Raw genomic sequence first — 23,930 nt, forward strand, 5'->3', positions numbered from 1 at the left:
CCCTAACTCTGCCGGATGTCGTAGCGGGCGAACAGGCGGAGCGCCGACGGGCTGATGCGGCGCAGCGCGTAGCCGATCCGGGATTCGGCGGCGATCGGCAGCACGGCGGGGCCGGTCTCGACGGCCCGGACGATCGCCTTGGCCACGGCCTCCGGCGTGTAGTTGCGGCGCCGGTACGCCGCGTCGGCCTTCTCCCGGGCGCGCTCCTGTTGTTCGGCGGTCATGCCGGCGTAGACGGTGCTCTTGGCAATGTTGGTGTTGACGAATCCCGGACATACGGCCGTGACGGAGATGCCCTCGTCGGCGAGGTCGGCCCGCAGCGATTCGCTGAACGCCAGCACCGCCGCCTTGGTGGTGCCGTAGGCGACCATGGATTTCGACGGGATGAACGCCGCCGCCGACGCCACGTTGACGATCGTGCCGCCCTCGCCGCGCTCGACCATCTGCGCGGCGAACGCCCTGCTGCCGGAGATGACGCCGCGGACGTTGACGCCCAGGATGTCGTCCCAGTTCGCCGAGCTTGTCTCCAGGAACCGGCCCGCCATTCCGATGCCGGCGTTGTTCACCAGGATGTCGACCACACCGTGCTCGTTAAGCACTTGCGCGGCAAGGTCGTTCATCGCGGACTCGTCGCTGACGTCGACCTGGTACACCGCCGCCTCGGCGCACGCCGCGCGCACGGCGTCCGCGCTGTCGTTGGCGGCGGCCAGGTCGCGGTCGACGATCAGCACCTTGCGGGCGCCGCGCCGGGCCAGCTCCACCGCGGTGGCCCGGCCGATGCCCGCGCCCGCCCCGGTGACCAGCGCCAGCTTGCCGCCGACCTCGCGCGGTCCGCCTCGCACCACCGAACCGGCGGCGGCGCCGCTGACGGTGTGGTCGACCCACTCGGCGGTCAGCCGGGCGATCACCTCGGGGCGCGACGTCACCACCCAGTGGCCGCCCTCGATCGGAATCACCCGCCCCTCTTCGGGAATCGCGCCGGTGAACCGTTGCACCGCGGGCGTCACGAAGATGTCCTTGCGCGGCACCAGGGTCTGCACGGCGACGGTGGTCTTCGGCAGCTCCGGGCCGGGCCGCAGCATCGGCCCGGGCATGTTGGCGCGGTACAGGCCCAGCCCGTTGACGTAGTCGGCGATGGACCGCGGCGGCCGCTCGCGGCGGCTGCGCGTGCTCGTCCGGCCGATGCGCTCAAGGGCCTCATGGACTTTCACGCCCAGCCGCGAGTGGAACGCCAGCTCCGGCACGCCGGGACACAGGAAGAACGCGATGTAGATCGATCCCAGCAGCTGTCTGGCGACCTGGCCGACGGCCCGCGGGGTTCGCGCCGAGCGCAGGAATCTGCCCGCGTAGCGCAGGTGCGGGCCCGCAATCGACGTGAACGACGCGACTTTGGCCATCACCGAGTCGTCGGTGATCCCCGCCCAGGCCTGGATCGAACCCCAGTCGTGGGCCAGCAGGTGCACCGGCCCGACACCGAGGCTGTCGATCACCGTGCCGATGTCGGACACCAGCTGCGCAAAGGCGTAGCCGGATCGTTTTGCGGGACGCGATGATTCGCCGGCGCCGCGGACGTCGTAGGCCACCACGTTGTAGCGGCCGGCGTAGCGCTCGTCGAACTCGTGCGCCACGCCGTCCCAGAGGTGGTGGTTGTCGGGCCAGCCGTGAATCGCGAGGATGGTGGGGCGCGCCGCGTCGATCTCGGTGTAGCGGTGCACCGCCAAGGCGACGCCGTCGGAGGCGGTGACGCTCGAGGTCTCGGCCATGGGTCAGTGCGACGCCCGCGCAGCGGGCGACAGCGCCAGGTAGTCGACGGCCGCCTCCAGCCCGCCCAGCTGGGACGGGTGGAAACCCGGCCGGTAGTAGTCGGCGACCACCCGCACGAAGCGCAGCGGCCCGGGCACCAAACCCCGGCGCGCCGCGCGGATGTACTCCCACCAGTGCGGCTTGGTTCCCGGCGGCAGGTGCGGGTCCACCGAGTACAGGAAGCGGACCCCGCGGACCCAGAACAACAGCATGGCCGGCGTCACGACCAGTTGGGCGCGCACCCGTCGCAGATAGCCGGCGCGCAGGTGCTTCATGGTGTCGAAGGCGACGGCCTTGTGCTCGACTTCCTCGGCGCCGTGCCAGCGCAGCATGTCCAGCATCACCGGGTCGGTGCCGATGGCATCGTGGGCGGGCGCGCCGAGCACCCACTCGCCCAGGATGGCGGTGTAGTGCTCGACCGCCGACACGATCGAAACCTGCTCCAGCAGCCAGCTGTGCCGCCGTCGCCGGCCCCACCCCGGCTTCGGGCCGAGCAGCTTGTCGAACAGCCACCTGATCTGGTCGGTATACGGGGTGAGGTCGACGCCCTGCGCGGCGAAGTGGGCGAGCACCTTCGAGTGCGCCTGCGAGTGCATGGCCTCCTGGCCGATGAAGCCCTGCACGTCAAGGCGCAGCTGGTCGTCCTTGATCAACGGCAACGCCTGCTTGAACACGTCGACGAAAAATTCCTCGCCGGCGGGCAGCAGCAGGTGCAGGACGTTGAGGACGTGGGTCGCGAACGGCTCGCCGGGCACGTAGTGGAAAGGCAGCTCGGCCCAGTCGAAATCCACGTCGCGCGCCTCGAGGACCAGGCGTTCGTGGTCGAGCGACGCGTCATGCGGACCCGCGGCCTGGTCGTCGACGGTGAACATCGCAGGCAAGTATAGTGACGCGCCCCAGCTATGCGAAACCGCCGGTACCGGGTTTATCCTGCCGCGACGCAGCGACGCAGGTCGTACTGTGCGGGATCGGCGTTTGCCAGCATGGCGCGGTGCTTGGCGGGCGTGAACGGCCAAACCTCGGGTACCCCGTCCTTGTTCAGGTACCAGCTGTTGCAGCCGGTGGTCCACACGGTGTCGGGCATCGCGGCGCGCAGCTGCGCGTTGTAGCGCTCGGTCGCCGCGGCCGTCGGCTCGATGGTGTCGAATTCGCCTCGGCGCCAACGCTCGATCCAGCCGAGGATGTGATCGGCCTGGTGTTCGGCGACGGCGGTGAGTGAGTGATTACCCACCGGGCTGTGCGGGCCGAGCATCATGAAGAAGTTGGGAAAACCGGGCATCGCGACCGTTTGGTAGGCCCGCGGCCCGTCGCGCCAGACGTCGTCGGCGGCGATGCCGTCCCGTCCGGTCAGGCACATCGGACGGAAGAACGCGTGCGTGTCGAACCCGGTGCACAGCACGATGATGTCCACCTCGTGCAGCTCGCCGTCCTCGGTCACGATGCCCCGCCGCTCCACGTGGTCGATGCCGGCGGTGACCAGCTCGACGTCGTCGCGCTGCATCGCACGGTAGAAGCCGCCCGACACCACCAGCCGCTTGCACATCGGCTGGTAATCGGGCGTCAGCGCCGCGCGCAACTCGGGATCGCGCACCTGGCGCAGGCTGACACGGCACAGCGCCCCCATCGCCTTTCGCCGCAGTCCCGGCTTGGTCAGCGCGACGGCGAAGGTGTCGAAGATGAGGCTGTAGGCCCGATACGCGAACCGGTCGAGCCAGGGAACGGCCCGGTGGGTGAGGCTGGCGAACCTGGAGTATTGCGGGTTGGGCATCGGGACGATCCACTGCGCGGTGCGCTGGAACAGCAACACCCGGCCCGCCACGCCGGCCAGCCCGCAGACCAGTTGCACGCCCGTGGACCCGTTGCCGATCACCGCGATTCGCCGCCCCGACAGCTCCACCGAATGGTCCCAGCGCGCCGAGTGAAAGGCGTGGCCGCCGAAGTTGTCCAGCCCGGCGATCGACGGCATCCGGGGATGGTGCAGCACGCCGGTCGCCGAGATCAGGAAGTCGACACTCGATTCCTCGCCGGCGTCCGTGCGCAGCACCCAGCGGTCGTTTTCGAACCGTGCGCCGACGATTTCGGTGCCGAACCGGATCCGGTTGCGCAGGCCGAACTGGTCGGCCACTCCCCGGAAGTAGGACTGGATCTCGCCGCCGGGCGAGAACATGTGCGACCAGTCGGGCTTGGTGGCGAAGGTGTACTGGTACACCCGCGAAGGCACGTCACAGGTCAGGCCCGGATAGGTGTTTTCCCGCCAGGTGCCGCCCACCTCGTCGGCCTTCTCGTAGATGGTGACGTCGCGAATGCCGCTGCGCAGCAACGCGATTGCCACGCACAAGCCGGACATGCCGGCCCCCACGATCGCTACCGCGGGATCGCGTTTCATCCGCCGATCATAAGGCTAAATCGGTGCCGCACCACGAAGATGTTCGAAAATCAGCGACGTCTGGGTGCCCGCGACGTCGGCGTCGGCGTTGAGGTTCTCGACGACGAACGAGCGGAGGTCCTCGGTGTCGCGGGCGGCGACGTGCAGGATGAAATCGTCTGCGCCGGCGAGGAAATAGACGTCCATGACCTGCCGCCGCGTGCGGATCTGCTGGATGAAGCTGCGGATCTTGCCGCGCGCATTGGACTGCAGGGTGACCGAGATCATCGCCTGCAGCGGCAGCCCGACGGCGACCGGATCCACGTCGGCGTAGAAGCCGCGGATTACGCCGAGGTCCACCAGCCGCCGAACCCGGCCGTGGCATGTCGACGGCGCGATTCCAACCGCCTCGGCGAGCGCGTTGTTGGTGATGCGCGCATCGGCGTGCAGCAAGGTCAGGATTTTGCGGTCGACCGCATCGAGCGGGGCGGGTCGAACATCCTTCGGCGGGTCGGCGGCCCTGCCCTTCTGTTCGGGAGATGGATCGGGCACGACACGAGTCTACAGAATTATCATCAGCATGTTTGCTGCGCTCTCGAACTTTCTTCACACTTGACGCATGCGCGTCGGGATTCCCACCGAGACCAAGACCAACGAATTCAGGGTGGCCATCACTCCGGCCGGTGTCGCGGAATTGACCCGCCGCGGCCACGAAGTCCTCGTCCAGTCCGGCGCCGGGGAAGGGTCGGCGATCCCCGACGCGGAGTTCAAGGCCGCGGGCGCCGACCTGGCCGGCGCCGCCGAACAGGTGTGGGCCGACACCGACCTGCTGCTCAAGGTCAAGGAGCCGATACCGGCCGAATACGGGCTGCTGCGCCGCGGCCAGGTGCTGTTCACGTACCTGCATCTGGCGGCCTCGCGCGCCTGCACCGACGCCCTGTTGGCCGCCGGCGCGACCTCGATCGCCTACGAGACGGTCCAGACCGCCGACGGCGCGCTGCCCTTGCTGGCCCCGATGAGCGAGGTCGCCGGACGGCTCTCCGCTCAGGTCGGCGCCTATCACCTGATGCGCACGAAGGGCGGGCGCGGCGTGCTGATGGGCGGGGTGCCGGGCGTCAAGCCCGCCGACGTCGTGGTGATCGGGGCCGGCACGGCCGGTTACAACGCCGCCCGGGTCGCGAGCGGCATGGGTGCGACCGTCATGGTGTTCGACGTCAACATCGCCAAGCTCCGGCTGCTGGACGCGGAGTTCGCGGGCCGCGTCGGCACCCGATACTCGTCGGCCTACGAGCTCGAGGGTGCCGTCAAACGGGCCGACCTGGTGATCGGCGCCGTCCTGGTGCCCGGCGCCAAGGCTCCGACGCTGATCTCGAATTCCCTTGTCGCGCAGATGAAGCCGGGGGCGGTGCTGGTGGACATTTCCATCGACCAGGGCGGCTGCTTCGAGGATTCCCGGCCCACGACGCACGACGACCCGACGTTCGCCGTGCACGACACCCTGTTCTACTGCGTGGCGAACATGCCCAGCGCGGTGCCCAAGACGTCGACCGTCGCGCTGACCAACGCGACGATGCCGTACGTGCTCAGGCTGGCCGACGCCGGCTGGCGGGCGGCGTGCCGGTCGGATCCCGCTCTGGCCAAGGGCCTTTCGACGCACGACGGGATGCTGCTGGCCGAGCGGGTGGCCACCGACCTCGGCCTGCCCCACACCGACCCGGCGAGCCTGCTAGACGTCGAGGCCGGCGACGATGTCGGCCACCGGCCCCGGTCGGGCATCACCGAATGACGTTCCGGCCCAAAGGGTCATCCCGTCCGGGTCTTCCCGTTCGGTGGCCGCTTCCCGGATCGGCAAGGTCATCTGGTTGACCTCGGGGTAACCGAGCGGGGCGACCGTGTCCAGGCGCCGGATGAAATCGTTTTCCAGGCTGCGCGCATACCGACCCGAGAACGCGCGCGAGACGATGGTCTTGCCGAAAAGCTGGTTCTTCATGGCGGTGCGATGGGCCTGGCTGGTGCCGGCCTCGTTGGACAGTAGCAGCGCGGTGCCGACCTGGGCGGCCACCGCTCCCCGGCGCAGCACGCCCGCGACGTCCTCGGCCGTGCCCAGCCCGCCCGCCGCGATGATCGGGATGTCGCGGTGCGCCCGGTGGATCCGATCGATCAGCTGGTGCAGCGACTCGGTGCCCGGTTCCATGTCCGGCGCGAAGGTGCCGCGGTGCCCGCCCGCGTCGGGCCCCTGGACCACCAGGCTGTCCGCGCCCGCGGCGACGGCGATCCCGGCCTCGTACGGCGACGTCACCGTGACCATCACCAACAGCCCCTGCGCGCTGAGCCGCCGGATCACGTCCGGCGGCGGGACACCGAAGGTGAAGGAGACCAGCTCGGGGTGGACGTCGGATACCACCTCGAGCTTGCGCTCCCAGTCGTCGTCGTCACCGAACTCGGGCCGGCCGACCTCGCACTGGTAGTGGTCGGCGATGTTTTCGAGTTCCTCGGCGTAGTAGTCCAGCGCGATCCAGTCGGCGACGCTGGGCTGGGGCACCAACAGGTTCACGCCGAGCGGGCCCGTCGTCAGGGCGCGCGCGGCGGCGATGTCCTCGGCCAGCCGCTCGGCGCTGATGTACGCGCCGGGGAGGAACCCGAGCCCGCCCGCGTTGGACACCGCCGCGGCCAGCGCCGGGGTCCCGGGACCACCGGCCATCGGCGCACCCACGATGGGCACCGCGATATCCCAAAAGCCGAGGACCATGCGGTTAGTTCGCTGACGGCGAGCGCCGGCACGGCGCGAGTGAGGAGGCGGACATGCGGCCTAAGATACCATCGCCCGAAGTTGTTGGGGCAGCGATCGTTTCGACGCGTACGGGCCCAGAACGGCGGCGCCGTAGCGCTTGCCCAGCAGCCGGCGGGCCACCGCGTTGACCTCCTCGACGGTCACCGCATCGATCTGCTGCAGGGTGTGTTCGATGCTGCGGTGTTTGCCGTAATTCAGCTCGCTGCGTCCGATGCGGCTCATGCGGGAGCCGGAGTCCTCCAGCCCCAGGACCAGCCCGCCGCGCAGGGACCCCTTGGCGATGCGGCATTCCGCCTCGGTGATCCCGTCGCGCGCGACCGCGTCGAGGACGTCGCTGGTGACCCGCATGACGTCGGTGAAACGCTCGGGCAGGCACGCGGCGTACACGGACAGCGAGCCGCTGTCGGCGAAGATGTCCACCGCCGAGTAGACCGAATAGGCCAGGCCGCGCAGCTCGCGGACCTCCTGAAACAGCCTGGAGCTCAGGCCGCCGCCCAGCGCGGTGTGCAGCACCGACAGCGCCCAGCGATGCTCCCAGCTGCGGCCGGGGGTGCGGACGCCCAACGTCACGTGGGTCTGCTCGGCATCCCGGTTGACCAGCGCCAGCCCGGGCGCTCCGGTGACCCGCCCGGCGCCCTTGCGGGGAGCGATCGGCTGCCGCCCGCGGATCAGGTGCGGCCCGAAGTGCTCGCGCACCAACGCGACCACCTGGTCGTGATCGACGTTGCCGGCGACCGCGACCACCATCCGTTCGGGGGTGTAGCGCCGCACGTGAAACGAGTGCAGTTGGCCCCGCGTCATCGCCGAAACCGAACGCGCGGTGCCGATCACGGGTCGGCCCACGGGGTGGTCACCGAAGAGCGCCGACAGGAAAATGTCGCCCAGCGCGTCCTCGGGGTCGTCGTCGCGCATGGCGATCTCCTCGAGGACGACGTCGCGTTCCAGCTCCACGTCCGCCGCGGCGCAGCGGCCGTTGAGCACCACGTCTGCGACCAGATCGATCGCCAGCTCCAGGTCGCTGTCGAGCACGTGCGCGTAGTAGCAGGTGTGCTCCCTGGCGGTGAACGCGTTCAGCTCGCCCCCGACGGCGTCCATCGCCTGGGCGATGTCGACGGCCGTGCGGGTGGGGGTCGACTTGAACAGCAGGTGCTCGAGGAAGTGCGCCGCCCCGGCCACGGTGGCGCCCTCGTCGCGCGATCCGACGCCGACCCACACCCCGACCGAGGCCGAGCGCACCGCGGGCAGGTGCTCGGTGACCACGCGCAGGCCCCCCGGCAGTGTGGTGCGGCGGACGGCCTTGTGGTCGGCGCTCACCTCGGCGATCTGCGTGCCGCGACGCAGGGACGCCGGTGCTGGCTTCCTAAACGGAGCTGGTGGCATCGGCCGGTGCGGGCGTGGCGGGCGGCGTCTCCGCTGATTCCGCTGAGTCCTCGTCGGCCACCAGGACCAGGGAGATCTTGCCCCGCTTGTCGATGTCGGCGATCTCCACCCGCAGCTTGTCGCCGACGTTCACGACGTCCTCGACCTTCGCGATGCGCTTGCCCTTGCCGAGCTTGGAGATGTGCACCAGGCCGTCGCGGCCGGGCAGCAACGACACGAACGCGCCGAAATCCGTTGTCTTGACCACGGTTCCGAGGAAGCGCTCGCCCACGGTCGGCAGCTGCGGGTTGGCGATGGCGTTGATCCGGTCGATCGCGGCCTGCGCCGAGGGGCCGTCGGTGGCCCCGACGAACACGGTGCCGTCGTCCTCGATGGAGATCTGCGCGCCGGTCTCCTCGGTGATGGCGTTGATGACCTTGCCCTTGGGGCCGATGACCTCGCCGATCTTGTCCACCGGGACCTTGATGGTGGTCACCCGCGGCGCGTAGGGGCTCATCTCGTCGGGCGCGTCGATGGCCTCGGCCATCACCTCGAGGATGGTCAGGCGCGCGTCCTTGGCCTGCGCCAGCGCGCCGGCCAGCACCTGCGACGGGATGCCGTCGAGCTTGGTGTCCAGCTGCAGCGCGGTGACGAAGTCCTTGGTGCCGGCGCACTTAAAGTCCATGTCGCCGAACGCGTCCTCGGCGCCGAGGATGTCGGTCAGCGTGACGAAGCGACGCTCGGTGTTGCCGTCAACTTCGACGTCGTCGGAGACCAGGCCCATCGCGATGCCGGCCACCGGCGCCTTGAGCGGCACACCGGCGTTGAGCAGCGCCAGGGTAGACGCGCAGACGGAACCCATCGAGGTCGAGCCGTTGGAGCCCAGCGCCTCGGACACCTGGCGGATGGCGTACGGGAATTCCTCGACGCTGGGCAGCACCGGGATCAGGGCCCGCTCGGCGAGCGCGCCGTGCCCGATCTCGCGCCGCTTGGGCGAACCGACCCGGCCGGTCTCGCCGGTGGAGAACGGCGGGAAGTTGTAATGGTGCATGTAGCGCTTGGACGTTTCCGGTCCCAGCGAGTCGATCTGCTGGGCCATCTTGACCATGTCGAGAGTGGTGACCCCGAGGATTTGGGTCTCGCCCCGCTCGAACAGCGCGCTGCCGTGCGCCCGCGGAACGACGGCGACCTCGGCCGACAGCGCACGGATGTCGGTGATGCCGCGGCCGTCGATGCGGAAGTGGTCGGTCAGGATGCGCTGGCGGACCAGCTTCTTGGTCAGCGAGCGGAACGCGGCGCTGACCTCTTTTTCGCGGCCCTCGTAGGTTTCGGCCAGCCGCTGCAGCACCTCGGCCTTCAGCTCGTCGGTGCGCGCGTCGCGCTCGGCCTTGCCGCCGATGGTCAGCGCGGCGGCCAGCTCGTCGGTGGCCACCGAGGCGACCGAGTAGTACACGTCGTCGCCGTAGTCGGGGAACACCGGGTATTCGCCGGTGGGCTTGGCGGCGGCGTCGGCCAGCTCCTGCTGGGCGGTACACAGCGCGGCGATGAACGGCTTGGCCGCCTCCAGGCCTTGCGCCACAACGGTTTCCGTCGGCGCCTGGGCGCCGCCCTCGACCAACGCGATGACGTGCTCGGTGGCCTCGGCCTCGACCATCATGATCGCCACGTCACCATCCACCTTGCGGCCGGCGACGACCATGTCGAACACGGCCCGCTCGAGCTGCTCGACGGTGGGGAACGCGACCCAGGTGCCGTCGATCAGCGCGACCCGGACACCGCCGACGGGGCCGGAGAACGGCAGGCCGGCGAGCTGGGTCGAGGCCGACGCGGCGTTGATCGCCAGCACGTCGTACAGGTCGTTGGGGTCCAGGCTCAGGATCGTCACCACGACCTGGATCTCGTTGCGCAGGCCGTTGACGAACGACGGGCGCAGCGGGCGGTCGATGAGCCGGCAGGTCAGGATCGCGTCGGTGGACGGGCGGCCCTCACGACGGAAGAACGAGCCGGGGATGCGGCCCGCGGCATACATCCGCTCCTCGACGTCGACGGTGAGCGGGAAGAAGTCGAAGTGCTCCTTGGGGCTCTTGCTGGCGGTGGTCGCCGAGAGCAGCATGTTCTCGTCGTCCAGGTAAGCGACCACGGAGCCGGCGGCCTGCTGGGCCAACCGACCGGTCTCGAAACGTACGGTGCGGGTGCCGAAGCTCCCGTTGTCGATGGTGGCGGTCGCCTCGTACACGCCTTCTTCAATTTCAGCTACAGACATGGGTGTCCGTATGGCCTCTCTGGGTATTGAGCTGTTTCGCGTCGTCACGCGCGAGTAACCCGAGAGCTTCCCTGAAAGGAAGAAGTCTGAATGCGGCTACGGCCATCGATCGAAGCGGCCGACCTGCCCCAGATCCGGAGAGCCCGGCAGCCACTACCGAAGACCGCCCGATGCAGACCGGGCTGCTCCCTTGTGACTTGCTGGAACGGCCTACGCGGATCTGCGCAAACCGCACCGTTTGCTCGGGCCGAACCGGCCCAGAACGCTCCTACTCTACACGGGCGAACTTGGCCGGCCAGCCCCACTGGCGATTTGCCAGCGTCAGCGACGCAGGCCCAGGCGCTCGACGAGCGAGCGGTAGCGCTCCACGTCGATCTGGGACACGTACTTCAGCAGCCGGCGCCGCCGGCCCACCAGCAGCAGCAATCCGCGCCGCGAGTGGTGGTCGTGCTTGTGCACCTTGAGGTGCTCGGTCAAATCGGCGATCCGCCTGGTCAGCAACGCGACCTGGGCCTCCGGGGACCCGGTGTCGGTCTCGTGCAGGCCGTAGGAGGTCAGGATCTCCTTTTTTTGCTCGGCTGTAAGCGCCACGAAAATATCTCCATCAATTGGTCCGCGATCATTTGAATTCACGGCGCGGCCACCGCGAACCGCAGCACGCGCCGATGTCGTCAGGCAGTTTAGCAGCGGCGCATCCCCGGGGCACAAACGACGAACCTCCGACGCCGCATCCTTCACTTTCGCCTCATTGGTCCCTGGCCGGGAAAGCACTGCGTGTGCCCGCCTTCCAGCGACAACGGCCACAGACGACACCGACGACGCGCCGTTGTCGCTTTGAGGTGGGCGCACAGGGCGCAGCCGCGCACAGAGACTGATGTGGCAAATGTGACTACAGAGATCAACCCGCCGACAGCAGGTTGCGGGCCCGCTCGGTGTCGTCACCCATCGCGGCGACGAGGCCCTTCACCGTCTCGAACTTGCGCTGGCCGCGGATGCGCGCGACGAAGTCCAGGGCCACGTGCTGCCCGTACAGGTCGGCAGCGGTGTCCAGGACGAACGCCTCCACGGTGCGGGTGCGCCCCGAGAACGTGGGATTGGTGCCGATGGACACCGCCGCCTGGTAGCGCTCGCCCGGCACGACAGTGCCCGTCACCGGCCCGTGTCCGAGCACGGTGAACCAGGCCGCGTACACGCCGTCGGCCGGGATGGCCGAGTGCATCGGGGGCGCCACGTTCGCGGTGGGAAAGCCCAGCTCCGCGCCCCTACCCTCGCCGCGGACGACGACGCCCTCGACGCGGTGCGGGCGGCCCAGCGCCTCCGTCGCCGCCACCATGTCGCCGGCGTCGACGCAGGACCGGATGTAGGTGGACGAGAACGTCACGGTCTCGTTGCTGTGGTGCTCGGACAGCAGCGACATCGACTCCACGGCGAAGCCGAACCGTTCGCCGGCCTTGCGCAGGGTGGCCACGGTGCCGGCGGCCTTCTTGCCGAAGGTGAAGTTCTCCCCGACCACGACCTCGACCACGTGCAGGTTCTCCACCAGCAGCTCGTGGACGTAGCGCTCCGGGGTGAGCTTCATGAAGTCGGTGGTGAACGGCATCACCAGGAAGACGTCGATGCCAAGCTCCTCGACCAGCTCCGCGCGCCGGGTCAGCGTCGTCAGCTGCGCCGGGTGGCTGCCGGGATAGACCACTTCCATCGGGTGCGGGTCGAACGTCATCAGCACCGTCGGCACGTTGCGCGCGCGGCCGGCCTTCACCGCATGCGCGATCAGCTCGGCGTGGCCGCGGTGGACACCATCGAACACCCCGATGGTGACCACGCATCTGCCCCAGTCCGTGGGAATCTCGTCTTGGCCGCGCCACCGCTGCACGATGGCAAGCCTACGATGCCGGGCGCGAACATGGGGTGACGAGATCCCGCCGCCGCACGCCGAATCAGGTGTGGTTTGCCTAAACTCTCTGGTTGTGAGGGCTGACGACGAGCCAGGCGGCATCACCGCGGTCGGCCAGGACTACCTGAAGGTCATCTGGAATGCCCAGGAGTGGTCGCCGGATGGGGCCCCGCAGAAGGTCAGCACCAAGATGCTGGCCGACCGGATCGGGGTGTCGGCCAGCACGGCCTCGGAGTCGATCCGCAAGCTCGCCGAGCAGGGCCTGGTCGACCACGAGAAGTACGGCGCGGTCACGCTGACCGAGGCGGGGCGCCGCGCGGCCCTCGAGGTGGTGCGCCGGCACCGGTTGTTGGAGACCTTCCTGGTCAACGAGCTCGGCTACCGCTGGGACGAGGTGCACGACGAGGCCGAGGTGCTCGAGCACGCGGTGTCGGACCGGCTGGTGGCCCGCATCGACGCCAAGCTGGGCTACCCGCAACGCGACCCGCACGGCGATCCGATTCCGGCCTCCGACGGTCAGGTCCCCACCCCGCCGGCCCGCCAGCTGTGGGCCTGCCGCGACGGGGACAGCGGGACGGTGGCGCGCATCTCCGACGCCGACCCGGAGATGCTGCGGTATTTCACCGGCGTCGGGATACAGCTCGACTCGCGGCTTCGGGTGCTGACCCGCCGGGAATTCGCCGGCATGATCTCGGTGGCGATCGAGTCCGCCGACGGCGCCGAGAGCACGGTCGACCTCGGCAGCCCGGCGGCCCGCGCGATCTGGGTGGTGGCCTAGTTGGCCAGCAGGCCCTTGGCGATGTGGGTGACCTGCACCTCGTTGCTGCCGGCGTAGATCATCAGCGACTTCGCGTCGCGGGCCAGCTGTTCCACGCGGTACTCGGCCATGTAGCCGTTGCCGCCGAACAGCTGCACGGCCTCCATCGCGACGTCGGTGGCCGCCTCCGACGAGTACAGCTTGATCGCCGACGCCTCGGCCAGCGACAGCGGTTTGCCCGCCTGCTGCCGCTCGATGGTGTGAAACACCATGTTCTGCACGTTCATTCGGGCGATCTCCATCTTGGCCAGCTTGAGCTGGATCAGCTGGAACTGCCCGATGTTCTTGCCCCACAGCGTGCGGGTCTTGGCGTAATCCACGCACAGCCGGTGGCATTCGTTGATGATGCCCAAAGCCATCATCGCGATCCCGATCCGCTCGGCGGCGAAATTGTCGCGGGCGCTGTCGCGGCCGTCGCCGTCGGCCTGGCGCTGGTTCTCGCCGAGCAGGCGATCGGGGGTCAGCCGCACGTTGTCGAAGAACAACTCGCCCGTCGGCGAGGACATCATGCCCATCTTCTTGAACGGCTTGCCCTGCGTCAGGCCCGGCATTCCCGCGTCCAGCACGAAGATCAGCACGGGGCGGTTGCGCCGGTCCACCGTGGCGTCCCCGTCGTCGAGTTTGGCGTAGACCACCAGCACGTCGGCGCAGGGCCCGTTGGTGATGAACGTCTTTTGGCCGTTGAGGATGTAATCTTCGCCGTCGCGCTTGACATAGGTCTTCATGCCGCCGAACGCATCGGAGCCGGAATCCGGCTCGGTGATGGCCCACGCCGCAATCTTTTTCAGCGTCATCAGGTCGGGCAGCCAGCGTTCTTTCTGGGCCAGCGTGCCGCGGCTCATGATGGTCGCCGCCCCCAGGCCGAGGCTGACCGACGCCGTGCTCAGCAATCCGATGCTGACCCTGGCGATTTCGGACACCAGCACCGCGACCATCGACCCCTGGGCACCCATTCCACCGGAATCGCCTGCGCCGTCCTGCTTTTCGTTGTTTCCGGCGCGCTCGCGCTCCAGCATCTTCTTGACCGACTCGGCCGCCATGACGTCGAGGCCGAACTGGCTGAACAGCTTTCGCGCGATCGGGTAGGGCGAGAGCTCACCGCTTTCCAGTTCGTCCAGATGCGGGCGGATCTCCTTGTCCACGAACTGGCGAACCGCATCCCGAACCATCAGGTCGGTGTCGGACCATTCGAACATGGCGCCCTTAGCGTTCGGCGCGCTGGTAGGCGGTGACGACGGCAGCGCCGCCCAGCCCGATGTTGTGCTGTAGCGCGGCGTTGACGTTGTCCACCTGACGCTTGTCGGCGGTGCCGCGCAGCTGCCAGGTCAGCTCGGCGCACTGCGCCAGCCCGGTCGCGCCCAGCGGGTGTCCCTTGGAGATCAGGCCGCCGGACGGGTTGACCACCCAGCGTCCGCCGTAGGTGGTGTCGCCGTTGTCGACCAGCTTGGGCGCCTCGCCCGGGCCGCACAGGCCGAGAGCCTCGTAGAGCAGCAGTTCGTTGGCCGAGAAGCAGTCGTGCAGTTCGATCACCTGGAAGTCCTCCGGGCCCAGCCCGGACTGGTCGTAAACCTGTTGCGCGGCTTGCACGTTCATGTCGTAGCCGATGAGGTTCTTGGCGCTGCCGTCGAACGTCGACGCGAAGTCGGTGGTCATCGCCTGGCCGACGATCTCGACCGCCTGGCCGGCCAGCCCGTGCTGGTCGACGTAGCTCTCCGAGGCCAGGATCGCCGCGCCCGAACCGTCCGAGGTCGGCGAGCACTGCAGCTTGGTCAGCGGGTCGGAGATCATCCGCGCCGCCAGGATGTCGTCGAGCGTGTAGGACTCCTGGAACTGCGCGTACGGGTTGTTGACGGAGTGCTTGTGGTTCTTGTAGCCGATCTTGGCGAAGTGCTCGGCAGTGCTGCCGTACTGGCGCATGTGCTCGCGGCCGGCGGCGCCGAACATCCACGGCGCGACGGGCATCGCGAACTCGTCGATCTCGGCCATCGCCTTGACGTGCTTGCCCATCGGCGATTCGCGGTCCTGGGCGCCGCCGCTGAGCGAGCCCGGCTGCATCTTCTCGAATCCGAGCGCGATCGCGCAGTCGACGATCCCGCCGCGGATGGCCTGCGCCGCCAGGAAAAGCGCGGTCGAGCCGGTCGAGCAGTTGTTGTTGACGTTGACGATCGGGATGCCGGTCATGCCCAGCTCGTAGAGCGCCCGCTGGCCCGACGTCGAGTCGCCGGCGACGTAGCCGACGTAGCCCTGCTGCACGTCGCGGTAGTCGACACCGGCGTCGGCGAGCGCGTTGGTGCCCGACTCCCGCGCCATGTCCGGGTAGTCCCAGCCCTCACGGCGGCCCGGCTTCTCGAATTTCGTCATGCCGACGCCGACGACGTAAACCTTGTTGGACATAGCTCGCGCCTTCCGAATGGTGGGCTTTTTGACACCCGTCTAGGCGGCAGCTTAGCTCCGCGGGTTGGTCACCCGGAACCCCGGCCGTGACGCCGTCATCCCATGCTCATCGCCACCTGTTTTGCGTAGGCTCGAACCAGTACCGACGACGAAAGATTCACGACTATGAAGGCAACGGTTACCCCCGAGGCCGCCGACGCGATTGCCGAGATCGCCAAGCGCCATGGGCTCTCCCAAGAAGCGGTGCTTTCGATGCTGGTCGCGCTGCGCATCGGTGGCGGGACGATGGCCCAGTTCTCCATCCCCGAGCTCGGCGGCAACGGGCAGTGGATGCGGGGCGGCATGACGATGGTCGGCAACATGTTCGACAACGCGCTCAAGGCCCGCGTCGACGCGCTGTGCAACGAGCTGGCCCAGCTGCTCGCGACCACCACGGTATTTCCCGCCCAGCCTCCGGACTCCCCCGCCGCGTACGCCTCGAACAACTGGTGGCCGGCCGACCTCGGGGTGCCGAGTTCGGTCGGCGGACAGAACGACGTGCGTTACGCGTTCTTCCCGAGCACGCGGCGCCTGGCCATCCACATCAACGGCGTCACAAGAGTTTTCGATACCGGCGAGCACCAGATCGGCGGTGTGCAACAGCAGCAGGGCGCCGGCTACAGCTCGGTGAGCTTCACCAGCCAGTTCGGCACCTTCGGCGTGTCGAGTCTCAGTGAGGTCGGTGCGCATCAGGCAGGTCAGAGTCGGCAGACTCCTGGCGCGGCGCCCACCCCCGGCTACCAAGCGCAGTATCAGTCCGGCCCGACGCCACAGTCCGCGCCGGAGGTGCAATTCCCACCCGAGGCACCGGCCGCCAAACACACTGCCGGCCCACCGGAGGACTCCCAGGCCATCGTCGCGGCCATCGAATCGCTGGCCGGCCTGCACGAGCGCGGCATCCTGTCCGACGAGGAGTTCGCCGCGAAGAAGACCGAACTCCTCGGCCGGCTCTGACGCGTCAGAGCGTGGCCGGGCGGAGCACCACGACGGACCTGGTCCGCGGCCCCTCGTCGCGCAGCAGCGCGATCACCCGACCGTCGGCGTCTGTGGCGGCGTAGACGCCGTCGATGCCGGCCGGCGAAAGGGCCCTGCCGTTGCCCGCCGCCAAGGCCTCCTCGGCGGACAGGTCGCGGCGCGCAAACATCAGCAGGCACGCGTTATCCAGGGTCAAGGTCAGCCGCGGCGCCTCGGCGAGGTCATCGAGCGAGCGCGCCTGGTCCAGCGAGAAGTGCCCGACGCGGGTGCGCCGCAACGCCGTCAGGTGCCCGCCGACGCCCAGCGCGGCGCCCAGATCGCGGGCCAGCGCGCGGATGTAGGTCCCCGACGAGCAGTCGACCTCGACGTCGACGTCGACGAGCTCATCGTGGCGCTGGACGCGCAACACCTCGAACCGATCGATGCGGACCGGGCGCGGTTGCAGGTCGACGGTGTGGCCCTCGCGGACCAGCCGATAGGCGCGGCGGCCCTCCACCTTGATCGCGCTGACGGCCGACGGGACCTGCTCGATGTCCCCGCGCAGCCCGGCGACTGCGGCGGCGATCTCCTCATCGGTCACGTGTGCGGCCGAAACCGATTGCAGCACTTCGCCTTCGGCGTCCTCGGTGGAGGTGGCCTGACCCAGCCGGACGGTGGCGGCATACGACTTCGACGCCCCGGTGAGCAGGCCGAGGATCTTGGTGGCCCGCTCGACGCCGATCACCAGCACGCCGGTGGCCATCGGGTCCAGCGTCCCCGCGTGCCCGACCCGGCGGGTGGCAAAGATGCGGCGGCAGCGGCCCACCACGTCGTGACTGGTCATCCCGGCCGGTTTGTCGACGACGACTATGCCCGGTCCGGTCATAGGACGATGCCGGTGAGCACCAGTTCACGCTCGACCGACCAGCGACCCCGCAGCGCGGTCAGCGGCGGCCCCGACAGCGCGGCGCCGTCGATCAGGATCTTGGAGACGAACGTCCCGGTGCTTCCCCGGCCGGTCGGATCGGGGTCGAACACGATGTGGGCGTCCTCGAAACCCAGCCAGCGCTCGGTCAGCGGGAACCACGCCTTGTAGGTTGCTTCCTTGGCGCAGAACAGGATCCGGTCCCAGTGCAGGCCGGGGGGCAACGCGGCGATCTCCTGGCGTTCGTCGTCGAGGGCGATCGCGCCCAGCACGCCGTCGGGCAGCACGTCGTGCGGTTCGGCGTCGATGCCCACCGAGCGCACCGCGCCGGCGCGCCCCACCACCGCGCCGCGGTAGCCCGTGCAGTGGGTGAGGCTGCCCACCACACCGTCGGGCCAGCAGGGTTGGCCCTTCTCGCCCTTGAGGATCGGCACCGGCGGCACCCCGAGCTCGCGCATCGCGATGCGGGCGCAGTGCCGCACGGTGATGAACTCGTTGCGCCGCTTGGCGACCGACTTGGCGATCAGCGGCTCCTCTTCGGGGAACGGGGTCAGGCCCGGCGGGTCGGAATACACCTCCGCGTACGCGAGATCCTGCGATGCGGTGTCGGGCAAGACCGCCGACACCAGCGTGCGGGCCGTCATCGAGACTGCCGCTGCCGCACTCGTTCCCGGAATTGCTGGGCCTGACGGCGCATCTCGGGGGTGATCACGAAGTGGCCGCCGAAGTCGTTGAGGTAACCCGGCGCGTACTGGGGATCGGGCAGCACCTGGCGCAGCCAGCTGTACGGCTTGCGGCGGCGCCACTCTCGCGGGTAACCCACCGACACCTCCTCGAAGCGCACGTCGTCGTACCAGGTGGTGCGCGGAATGTGCAGGTGCCCGTACACCGAACAGATCGCGTTGTAGCGGGTGTGCCAGTCGGCGGTCTTAGTGGTTCCGCACCACAGCGAGAACTCCGGGTAGAACAACGCGTCGCAGGGGTCGCGCACCAACGGAAAGTGGTTCACCAGCACGGTCGGTGTCATCCAGTCCAGCTGTTCGAGGCGGGCGCGGGTGGCGGCCAACCGCTCGCGACACCAGGCCTCGCGGGTGGCGTACGGCTCGGACGAGAGCAGGAATTCGTCGGTGGCCACCACGTTGCGCTGCCGCGCGATCGCCAGGCCCTCGGCTTTGCTCGTCGCCCCCTCGGGCAAGAAGGTGTAGTCGTAGAGCAGGAACATCGGCACGATCGTGGCCGGTCCGCCGCGCTCGGTCCACACCGGAAACGGATGCTCGGGCGTGACCACGCCCATCTCGTCGCACATGTTGACCAGGTAGTCGTAGCGCGCCTTGCCGAAGATCTGCACGGGATCGCGGCTGGTGGTCCACAGCTCGTGGTTGCCGGGCACCCAGATCACCTTGGCGAACCGGCGCCGCAGCACGTCAAGCGCCCAACGGATGTCGTCGGTGCGTTCGGCGACGTCGCCGGCGACGATCAGCCAGTCGTTCGGCGACGACGGGTACAGCGATTCGGTGACCGGCTTGTTGCCCAGGTGACCGGTGTGCAGATCGGAAACCGCCCACAGCGTCGGCTGCGCACCATTAGTCGATTCCCGGCTCGCCACGACTAACCAGCCTAACGACCCGCGGCGATGAGCCGGTTTCCGCCAGGCCCTTGCCCGCGGGATTAGAACGTGTTCTCTTTTCACTGCGGGGGCTCTACACTCCCGGCAAGGGAGGGTAGGACATGTCGGTGATCGCCAAGTTGCGGCTGGTTTCGGCGCTGGGTGCGCTGGCCACGGCGCTGGTCGCGGGTTGGCAAAGCGCCCCGCCGGGGCCGAACGGCGGTGAGCCGGTCGAGCTGCGGTCGACGGCCGAACCGATGGAGACCACCATGAAGAGTCCCATCGTGGCCACCACCGACCCGCGTCCGTTCGACGCGTGCGAGGACATCCCGTTCGACGTCGTGCAGCGGCTCGGGTTGGGCTTCACACCGCCCGAACACGAGGACGGGCTGCGCTGCCACTTCGACGCGGGCAACTACCAGCTGGCCGTCGAGCCCATCATCTGGCGCACCTACGAGCAATCCCTGCCCGCCGACGCGATCGAGACCACGATCGCCGGGCACCGCGCGGCGCAGTACTGGGTGATGAAGCCGACCTATCACAACAGCTTCTGGTTCTTCTCCTGCATGGTCGCGTTCAAGACCAGCTACGGGGTGCTGCAGCAGGCGCTGTACTACTCGGCCGTCTACTCCAACCCGGAGGTGGACTGCATGTCCACCAATCTGCAGCGCGCCAACGACCTCGCGCCGTACTACAAGTTCTGATAAAGCCGCCCGGCGTCGGCGGAAAAACCTAGGGTGGGGTCGGTGAGCACCACCTCGACGCGCCCCGCCCAGCCCAATCCCCGCACGCTGGCACGGGTGGGCGACGCCGCGCTCGGCCGGCTGTTGGGCCTGCCCCGGGCCACCACCGAGTACACCGTGGCGCGCGTCGACGTGCCGATGCGCGACGGGGTCACGCTGGCGGCCGACCACTACGCGCCGGTCACCTCCAGCCCCGCGGGCACCCTGCTCGTCCGCGGACCGTATGGGCGGGGGTTTCCGTTTTCGCACGCCTACGCCCGGCTGTACGCCGCTCGCGGCTACCACGTCGTGCTGCAGAGCGTGCGCGGGACGTACGGGTCGGGCGGCGATTTCGACCCGATGGTCAACGAGGCCGCCGACGGCGCCGACACGGTCGATTGGCTGCGCGAGCAGCCCTGGTTCACCGGCCGGTTCGGCACCGTCGGGGTGTCCTACCTGGGCTTCACCCAGTGGGCGCTGCTGGGAGACCCGCCACCGGAGCTGGCCGCGGCCGTGATCACCGCGGGCCCACACGATTTCAACGCCTCGGTGTGGGGCACCGGCTCGTTCGCCGTCAACGACTTCCTGGGCTGGAGCGATCTGGTCGCCCACCAGGAGGACCCGCGAGGGGTCAAGATGGCGCTGCGCCAGCTGCAGGCCCGGCGCAAGGTGGCCGAGGCGGCGCGTGCGCTGCCCCTGGGCAGCGCGGCCCGGGCGATGCTCGGCGAGGGCGCGCCGTGGTTCGAATCGTGGATCGAACACCACGAGCAGGACGACGTGTTCTGGGACGCCCGGCGGTTCACCGACGCGCTGGACCGGGCGCGGGTGCCGGTGCTGCTCATCGGCGGCTGGCAGGACATCTTCATCCGGCAGACGCTGCAGCAGTATGCCCAGCTGCGCGGCCGCGACGTCGAGGTCGCGCTCACCGTCGGGCCCTGGACGCACACCCAGCTGCTCGGCAAGGCGCTCCCTATCAGCGCGCGCGAGACGCTGGACTGGCTGGACGCCCACCTGCGCGGCGAGCCCCAGCGCCGGCCGAGCAGCGTGCACGTCTGCGTCACCGGCGCGGACAAGGGCCAAGCCTGGCGCCACCTGCCCGACTGGCCCCCTGCCACCACCGAACGGGCGTTGTACCTGCGGCCCGGGGGGCACCTGGGCGAGACGGCGCCGACCCCGGAAGGGTTGGCCCCGGCGACATTTCGCTCCGACCCCGCCGACCCGACACCCACCACCGGCGGCCCGCTGCTGTCCACGAACGGGGGCTACCGCGACGACACCCGCCTCGCCGCGCGGGACGACGTCCTGGCGTTCACCAGCCTCACGCTCACCCACGACCTCTACGTGTACGGGACCCCCGTGGTCGAGCTGGCGCACAGCTCCGACAACCCCCACGTCGATCTGTTCGTTCGGGTGAGCGAGGTGAACGCCAAGGGCCGCTCCCGCAATGTCAGCGACGGCTACCGGCGATTGGGCGCCGCCGACGCCGCCGCCGGGACCGAGATCGTGCGGGTGGAGCTCGACGGGATCGCCCACCGCTTCCGCGCCGGCTCACGCATCCGCGTCCTGATCGCGGGCAGCTGGTTTCCACGCTTCGCGCGCAACCTCGGGTCCGGCGAACCGTTGTTGACGGCAGGGCAGGCCACACCGGCCACCCACTCTGTGCACTACGGCCTTTCCCGGCTGCTACTTCCCGAGGGCCCCGCCGACCCGCTAACCGACCGCGTCGCGGACCCGCAGCGCCACCCGGTGTAGCGCGGCCTCGTCGTGCACCGGCGCGGCCAAGCGAACATCCGTCAGCGGTAGCTGCGTCCAGCTGGTGCAGCCGCCGTACTCGGGGACCCGCGGGATCCGCACCGGCTCGGCCAACGGGATGACCGACACCACGAGCACTGCCAGCTTGTGCTTGGGCCGGAAGTCCAGCCGATCCTCGCGCACCGACTCGGCGGTCCAGATGTGCAGGTCCTCGATCGCCGGCAGGCCATCCGGCCGGTTGACCTCTTGCGCCGCAACGACTTTCGCTGCGGCGCGCAGCACCAGGTGGTCGTCGGCGCTGTCGGCGGCCCCGGCGTCCAGCAGGTCGCGGTGCTCGGGCCGGACGCGCTGGGCGTGGCTGTGGGCGACGGTCGGGAACAGCAAGAACTCCCGGGCCGCGAGCTCGAACCGCTTTTCGCCGATGCCGCCCTTGCGCAGCAGCACCCGCTGGCGGCCGTCGAGCAGCGCGTGCACGACGGCGCCCCACTCCTTGAGCGCGGGTGTCATTTCGCGTTGGCGAGGCGGGCCAGCACCTCCGGGCGGCGCAGCGGCGGCACGGTCTTCGGTGGCTGGCGCCGCGGCGGCAGGGCCGCAAGCAATCGCGCCGTCGTCTCGGTGACCTCGGCGACCGCGGCCTCGAACGCGTCGACATTGGCGGCCGAGGGGCGGGTGATGCCGCTGACCTTGCGCACATACTGGCGCGCCGCCGCCGCGACCTCCTCCGGGGTGGCCTCCGGCTGCAGGCCCCGCAGTTCGGTGATGTTCCGGCACATGGCCTCAACGATAAATGCGCCAGCCACGAGCGCTGCGTTCAGCGCATCGAGACTGCGGTCAGATCGAGTATTTTCGGCGCAGCGACGCTCTCAGCGCAGACTCGGCGAATTCGGGCGATCCCGGCTGACTACGGTGAACACATGACAGACGTCCTGCTGATCGAGACCGACGAGCGGGTGCGCACCCTGACCCTCAACCGCCCCGAGGCGCGCAACGCGCTGTCCTCGGCGCTGCGGGACCGCTTCTTCGGTGCCCTGGCCGACGCCGAAACCGACGACGGCGTCGACGTCGTCATCGTCACCGGTGCCGACCCGGTGTTCTGCGCGGGGCTGGACCTCAAGGAGCTGGGCAGCGAAACGGCGCTCCCCGACATCTCGCCGCGCTGGCCGGCGCTGACCAAGCCGGTGATCGGCGCGATCAACGGCGCCGCGGTCACCGGCGGGCTGGAGCTGGCCCTGTACTGCGACGTCCTGATCGCCTCCGAACAGGCCCGCTTCGCCGACACGCACGCCCGCGTGGGCCTGCTGCCAACCTGGGGACTGACCGTGCGGCTCCCCCAGAAGGTGGGCGTCGGCCTGGCCCGGCGGATGAGCCTGACCGGGGACTACCTGTCCGCCGCCGACGCGCTGCGCGCCGGCCTGGTGACCGAGGTGGTGCCGCACGAGCGGCTGCTGCCCACCGCCCGCCAGGTGGCGGCCTCGATCGTCGGCAACAACCAGAACGCGGTGCGGGCCTTGCTGGCGTCCTATCACCGCATCGACGACACGCACACCAGCACCGGGCTCTGGCTGGAGGCGACGGCCGCCCGGCAGTTCCGCACCAGCGGCGACGACATCGCCGCCAACCGCGACGCCGTGCTGCAGCGCGGGCGGGCCCAGGTGCGTTAGGAGGAAGCGATGCGTGCTCGCCGCTACGCCCTGCGTGCCCTCGGCGGCCTGACCCTGGCGGCCGCCGTGATCCCGGTGCCGCAGGCCGGCGCGGTGCCGCCCCCGGGTTTCCCCAACCTCGACAGCTTCACCTCCGTTGCCGCGGACGGCTACGCCACCACGCCCCAGGGCAGCGCGACCCGGATCAGCTTTGCGCCCACGCCGACGCTGGTGTGCGACTTCTACGGCGGCACGGCGCCCCCGCCGCAACCGTCACAGGACATCAAGTGCAGCGGCGACATGCCCGGCATGGACGACGTGCCGTTCCCCGGCGGCGGGCACACGAAGCCGGGTGACTGCGTCGTCGGCGCGGTGAACTTCAAGGGGCCGGGCTACGAGCTGAGCCGCATGACCTACAGCGGGTGCGAAGGCAACCCGCCCCCGTTGACATCCGGCGGCAAACCGTTGGCGGCGGGACAGAAGGTGTCGTACCTGAACGTGACGTGCGCCGTGGGCGCCGACAACCTGGTGGCCTGCCTGGACACCACCAGCGGCGACCACGGTTTCGTGCTGCAGCGCTCGGGAAGCTGGGCGTTCTAACGCGCG

General features: G+C 69.4%; 23 protein-coding genes. 7 read left to right on the top strand and 16 right to left on the bottom strand.

Features of this window, described 5'->3' with window-relative positions; translation table 11 throughout:
* Positions 1-2: 2 nt before the first annotated feature.
* The 4 genes from AWB92_RS11085 to AWB92_RS11100 are packed head-to-tail and all read right to left on the bottom strand — an operon-like array spanning position 3 to position 4,720.
* Positions 3-1,763 (bottom strand): SDR family oxidoreductase, encoded by a 1,761-nt coding sequence (locus AWB92_RS11085; protein WP_085185509.1) that lies wholly within the window; start codon positions 1,761-1,763, stop codon positions 3-5.
* A gap of 3 nt (positions 1,764-1,766) precedes the next feature.
* A complete protein-coding gene (locus AWB92_RS11090) occupies positions 1,767-2,675 on the bottom strand; it encodes a metal-dependent hydrolase (RefSeq protein ID WP_085185511.1) in 909 nt (302 codons plus the stop codon).
* A 53-nt stretch (positions 2,676-2,728) separates the two neighbouring features.
* Positions 2,729-4,189 carry an NAD(P)/FAD-dependent oxidoreductase gene (locus tag AWB92_RS11095; RefSeq protein WP_085185513.1) on the bottom strand — a complete coding sequence of 487 codons (1,461 nt, stop codon included), beginning with the start codon at positions 4,187-4,189 and terminating at the stop codon, positions 2,729-2,731.
* Positions 4,190-4,204: 15 nt separating this feature from the next.
* Positions 4,205-4,720, bottom strand: a complete 516-nt coding sequence (locus AWB92_RS11100) for an Lrp/AsnC family transcriptional regulator (RefSeq protein ID WP_068113396.1) — start codon at positions 4,718-4,720, stop codon at positions 4,205-4,207.
* Between the two features lie 67 nt (positions 4,721-4,787).
* Here AWB92_RS11100 and ald point away from each other — a divergent pair, with 67 nt between their 5' ends.
* Positions 4,788-5,954 (top strand): alanine dehydrogenase, encoded by a 1,167-nt coding sequence (gene ald / locus AWB92_RS11105; protein WP_085185515.1) that lies wholly within the window; start codon positions 4,788-4,790, stop codon positions 5,952-5,954.
* On the opposite strand, the gene AWB92_RS11110 is transcribed toward ald, so the two are convergent.
* From AWB92_RS11110 to AWB92_RS11130, 5 genes are all read right to left on the bottom strand, one after another.
* Positions 5,895-6,917: a nitronate monooxygenase gene (locus AWB92_RS11110; protein WP_068185061.1), complete on the bottom strand. Its 1,023-nt coding sequence runs from the start codon at positions 6,915-6,917 to the stop codon at positions 5,895-5,897. The genes ald and AWB92_RS11110 overlap by 60 nt on opposite strands.
* Positions 6,918-6,977: 60 nt before the next feature.
* Entirely contained in the window at positions 6,978-8,339 is a 1,362-nt protein-coding gene (locus tag AWB92_RS11115) for a pitrilysin family protein (RefSeq protein ID WP_085185517.1), read from the bottom strand.
* The gene (locus AWB92_RS11120) at positions 8,320-10,581 is read right to left on the bottom strand and encodes a polyribonucleotide nucleotidyltransferase (protein ID WP_085185519.1); all 2,262 of its coding nucleotides are present in this window, start codon (positions 10,579-10,581) and stop codon (positions 8,320-8,322) included. The genes AWB92_RS11115 and AWB92_RS11120 overlap by 20 nt, the downstream gene beginning before the upstream one ends.
* A 321-nt stretch (positions 10,582-10,902) precedes the next feature.
* Positions 10,903-11,172, bottom strand: coding sequence for a 30S ribosomal protein S15 (gene rpsO / locus AWB92_RS11125; protein WP_066928262.1), 270 nt, complete (start codon positions 11,170-11,172; stop codon positions 10,903-10,905).
* A 307-nt stretch (positions 11,173-11,479) separates the two neighbouring features.
* Positions 11,480-12,454, bottom strand: coding sequence for a bifunctional riboflavin kinase/FAD synthetase (locus AWB92_RS11130; RefSeq protein WP_068185054.1), 975 nt, complete (start codon positions 12,452-12,454; stop codon positions 11,480-11,482).
* 94 nt (positions 12,455-12,548) lie between these two features.
* Here AWB92_RS11130 and mntR point away from each other — a divergent pair, with 94 nt between their 5' ends.
* On the top strand, positions 12,549-13,253 hold the full coding sequence (gene mntR / locus AWB92_RS11135; RefSeq protein WP_068185051.1) for a manganese-binding transcriptional regulator MntR: 705 nt from the start codon (positions 12,549-12,551) through the stop codon (positions 13,251-13,253).
* Here the strand turns inward: mntR and AWB92_RS11140 are convergent.
* Positions 13,250-14,488: an acyl-CoA dehydrogenase family protein gene (locus tag AWB92_RS11140; protein ID WP_085185521.1), complete on the bottom strand. Its 1,239-nt coding sequence runs from the start codon at positions 14,486-14,488 to the stop codon at positions 13,250-13,252. The two genes, mntR and AWB92_RS11140, sit on opposite strands and share 4 nt — an antisense overlap.
* 7 nt (positions 14,489-14,495) lie before the next feature.
* A complete protein-coding gene (locus AWB92_RS11145) occupies positions 14,496-15,686 on the bottom strand; it encodes a lipid-transfer protein (protein WP_068185045.1) in 1,191 nt (396 codons plus the stop codon).
* 165 nt (positions 15,687-15,851) lie between these two features.
* Here AWB92_RS11145 and AWB92_RS11150 point away from each other — a divergent pair, with 165 nt between their 5' ends.
* Positions 15,852-16,679 carry an SHOCT domain-containing protein gene (locus tag AWB92_RS11150; protein WP_085185523.1) on the top strand — a complete coding sequence of 276 codons (828 nt, stop codon included), beginning with the start codon at positions 15,852-15,854 and terminating at the stop codon, positions 16,677-16,679.
* 4 nt (positions 16,680-16,683) lie between these two features.
* Here AWB92_RS11150 and truB read toward each other — a convergent pair whose 3' ends face one another.
* Genes truB through AWB92_RS11165 form a run of 3 tightly spaced genes read right to left on the bottom strand, consistent with a single transcriptional unit; the run spans position 16,684 to position 19,210 of the window.
* Positions 16,684-17,565 (bottom strand): tRNA pseudouridine(55) synthase TruB, encoded by an 882-nt coding sequence (gene truB / locus AWB92_RS11155; RefSeq protein ID WP_085185525.1) that lies wholly within the window; start codon positions 17,563-17,565, stop codon positions 16,684-16,686.
* Positions 17,562-18,248, bottom strand: coding sequence for a 4'-phosphopantetheinyl transferase (locus tag AWB92_RS11160; protein WP_085185527.1), 687 nt, complete (start codon positions 18,246-18,248; stop codon positions 17,562-17,564). Before AWB92_RS11160 ends, truB begins: the two co-directional genes overlap by 4 nt.
* Positions 18,245-19,210 carry a metallophosphoesterase gene (locus AWB92_RS11165; RefSeq protein WP_085185529.1) on the bottom strand — a complete coding sequence of 322 codons (966 nt, stop codon included), beginning with the start codon at positions 19,208-19,210 and terminating at the stop codon, positions 18,245-18,247. Before AWB92_RS11165 ends, AWB92_RS11160 begins: the two co-directional genes overlap by 4 nt.
* 128 nt (positions 19,211-19,338) lie before the next feature.
* On the opposite strand from AWB92_RS11165, the gene AWB92_RS11170 reads away from it, so the two are divergent.
* The gene (locus AWB92_RS11170; protein WP_085185709.1) at positions 19,339-19,914 is read left to right on the top strand and encodes a DUF3558 domain-containing protein; all 576 of its coding nucleotides are present in this window, start codon (positions 19,339-19,341) and stop codon (positions 19,912-19,914) included.
* A 42-nt stretch (positions 19,915-19,956) separates the two neighbouring features.
* Positions 19,957-21,684: a CocE/NonD family hydrolase gene (locus AWB92_RS11175; RefSeq protein WP_085185711.1), complete on the top strand. Its 1,728-nt coding sequence runs from the start codon at positions 19,957-19,959 to the stop codon at positions 21,682-21,684.
* Here the strand turns inward: AWB92_RS11175 and AWB92_RS11180 are convergent.
* Together AWB92_RS11180 and AWB92_RS11185 are read right to left on the bottom strand one after the other, a co-directional pair.
* Positions 21,643-22,191, bottom strand: coding sequence for a DUF1802 family protein (locus AWB92_RS11180; protein ID WP_085185531.1), 549 nt, complete (start codon positions 22,189-22,191; stop codon positions 21,643-21,645). The two genes, AWB92_RS11175 and AWB92_RS11180, sit on opposite strands and share 42 nt — an antisense overlap.
* Complete coding sequence (locus AWB92_RS11185) at positions 22,188-22,457, bottom strand: DUF2277 domain-containing protein (protein WP_085185533.1); 270 nt, start codon at positions 22,455-22,457, stop codon at positions 22,188-22,190. Before AWB92_RS11185 ends, AWB92_RS11180 begins: the two co-directional genes overlap by 4 nt.
* Before the next feature lie 141 nt (positions 22,458-22,598).
* Here AWB92_RS11185 and AWB92_RS11190 point away from each other — a divergent pair, with 141 nt between their 5' ends.
* Both AWB92_RS11190 and AWB92_RS11195 read left to right on the top strand, forming a co-directional pair.
* Positions 22,599-23,345, top strand: a complete 747-nt coding sequence (locus AWB92_RS11190) for an enoyl-CoA hydratase (RefSeq protein ID WP_085185535.1) — start codon at positions 22,599-22,601, stop codon at positions 23,343-23,345.
* Positions 23,346-23,354: 9 nt separating this feature from the next.
* A complete protein-coding gene (locus tag AWB92_RS11195) occupies positions 23,355-23,924 on the top strand; it encodes a hypothetical protein (RefSeq protein WP_085185537.1) in 570 nt (189 codons plus the stop codon).
* Positions 23,925-23,930 lie beyond the last annotated feature (6 nt).

Origin of the sequence: Mycobacterium sp. IEC1808 (genome assembly GCF_002101935.1) — a bacterium.
Classification (GTDB): Bacteria; Actinomycetota; Actinomycetes; order Mycobacteriales; family Mycobacteriaceae; genus Mycobacterium.

Bases quoted from the DNA above. Each gene is read 5' to 3' on its own strand.
- AWB92_RS11085 (WP_085185509.1), bottom strand. From the start codon at position 1,763: ATGGCCGAGACCTCGAGCGTCACCGCCTCCGACGGCGTCGCCTTGGCG.
- AWB92_RS11090 (WP_085185511.1), bottom strand. From the start codon at position 2,675: ATGTTCACCGTCGACGACCAGGCCGCGGGTCCGCATGACGCGTCGCTC.
- AWB92_RS11095 (WP_085185513.1), bottom strand. From the start codon at position 4,189: ATGAAACGCGATCCCGCGGTAGCGATCGTGGGGGCCGGCATGTCCGGC.
- ald (WP_085185515.1), top strand. From the start codon at position 4,788: ATGCGCGTCGGGATTCCCACCGAGACCAAGACCAACGAATTCAGGGTG.
- AWB92_RS11110 (WP_068185061.1), bottom strand. From the start codon at position 6,917: ATGGTCCTCGGCTTTTGGGATATCGCGGTGCCCATCGTGGGTGCGCCG.
- AWB92_RS11115 (WP_085185517.1), bottom strand. From the start codon at position 8,339: ATGCCACCAGCTCCGTTTAGGAAGCCAGCACCGGCGTCCCTGCGTCGC.
- AWB92_RS11120 (WP_085185519.1), bottom strand. From the start codon at position 10,581: ATGTCTGTAGCTGAAATTGAAGAAGGCGTGTACGAGGCGACCGCCACC.
- AWB92_RS11140 (WP_085185521.1), bottom strand. From the start codon at position 14,488: ATGTTCGAATGGTCCGACACCGACCTGATGGTTCGGGATGCGGTTCGC.
- AWB92_RS11145 (WP_068185045.1), bottom strand. From the start codon at position 15,686: ATGTCCAACAAGGTTTACGTCGTCGGCGTCGGCATGACGAAATTCGAG.
- AWB92_RS11150 (WP_085185523.1), top strand. From the start codon at position 15,852: ATGAAGGCAACGGTTACCCCCGAGGCCGCCGACGCGATTGCCGAGATC.
- truB (WP_085185525.1), bottom strand. From the start codon at position 17,565: ATGACCGGACCGGGCATAGTCGTCGTCGACAAACCGGCCGGGATGACC.
- AWB92_RS11160 (WP_085185527.1), bottom strand. From the start codon at position 18,248: ATGACGGCCCGCACGCTGGTGTCGGCGGTCTTGCCCGACACCGCATCG.
- AWB92_RS11180 (WP_085185531.1), bottom strand. From the start codon at position 22,191: ATGACACCCGCGCTCAAGGAGTGGGGCGCCGTCGTGCACGCGCTGCTC.
- AWB92_RS11185 (WP_085185533.1), bottom strand. From the start codon at position 22,457: ATGTGCCGGAACATCACCGAACTGCGGGGCCTGCAGCCGGAGGCCACC.
- AWB92_RS11190 (WP_085185535.1), top strand. From the start codon at position 22,599: ATGACAGACGTCCTGCTGATCGAGACCGACGAGCGGGTGCGCACCCTG.
- AWB92_RS11195 (WP_085185537.1), top strand. From the start codon at position 23,355: ATGCGTGCTCGCCGCTACGCCCTGCGTGCCCTCGGCGGCCTGACCCTG.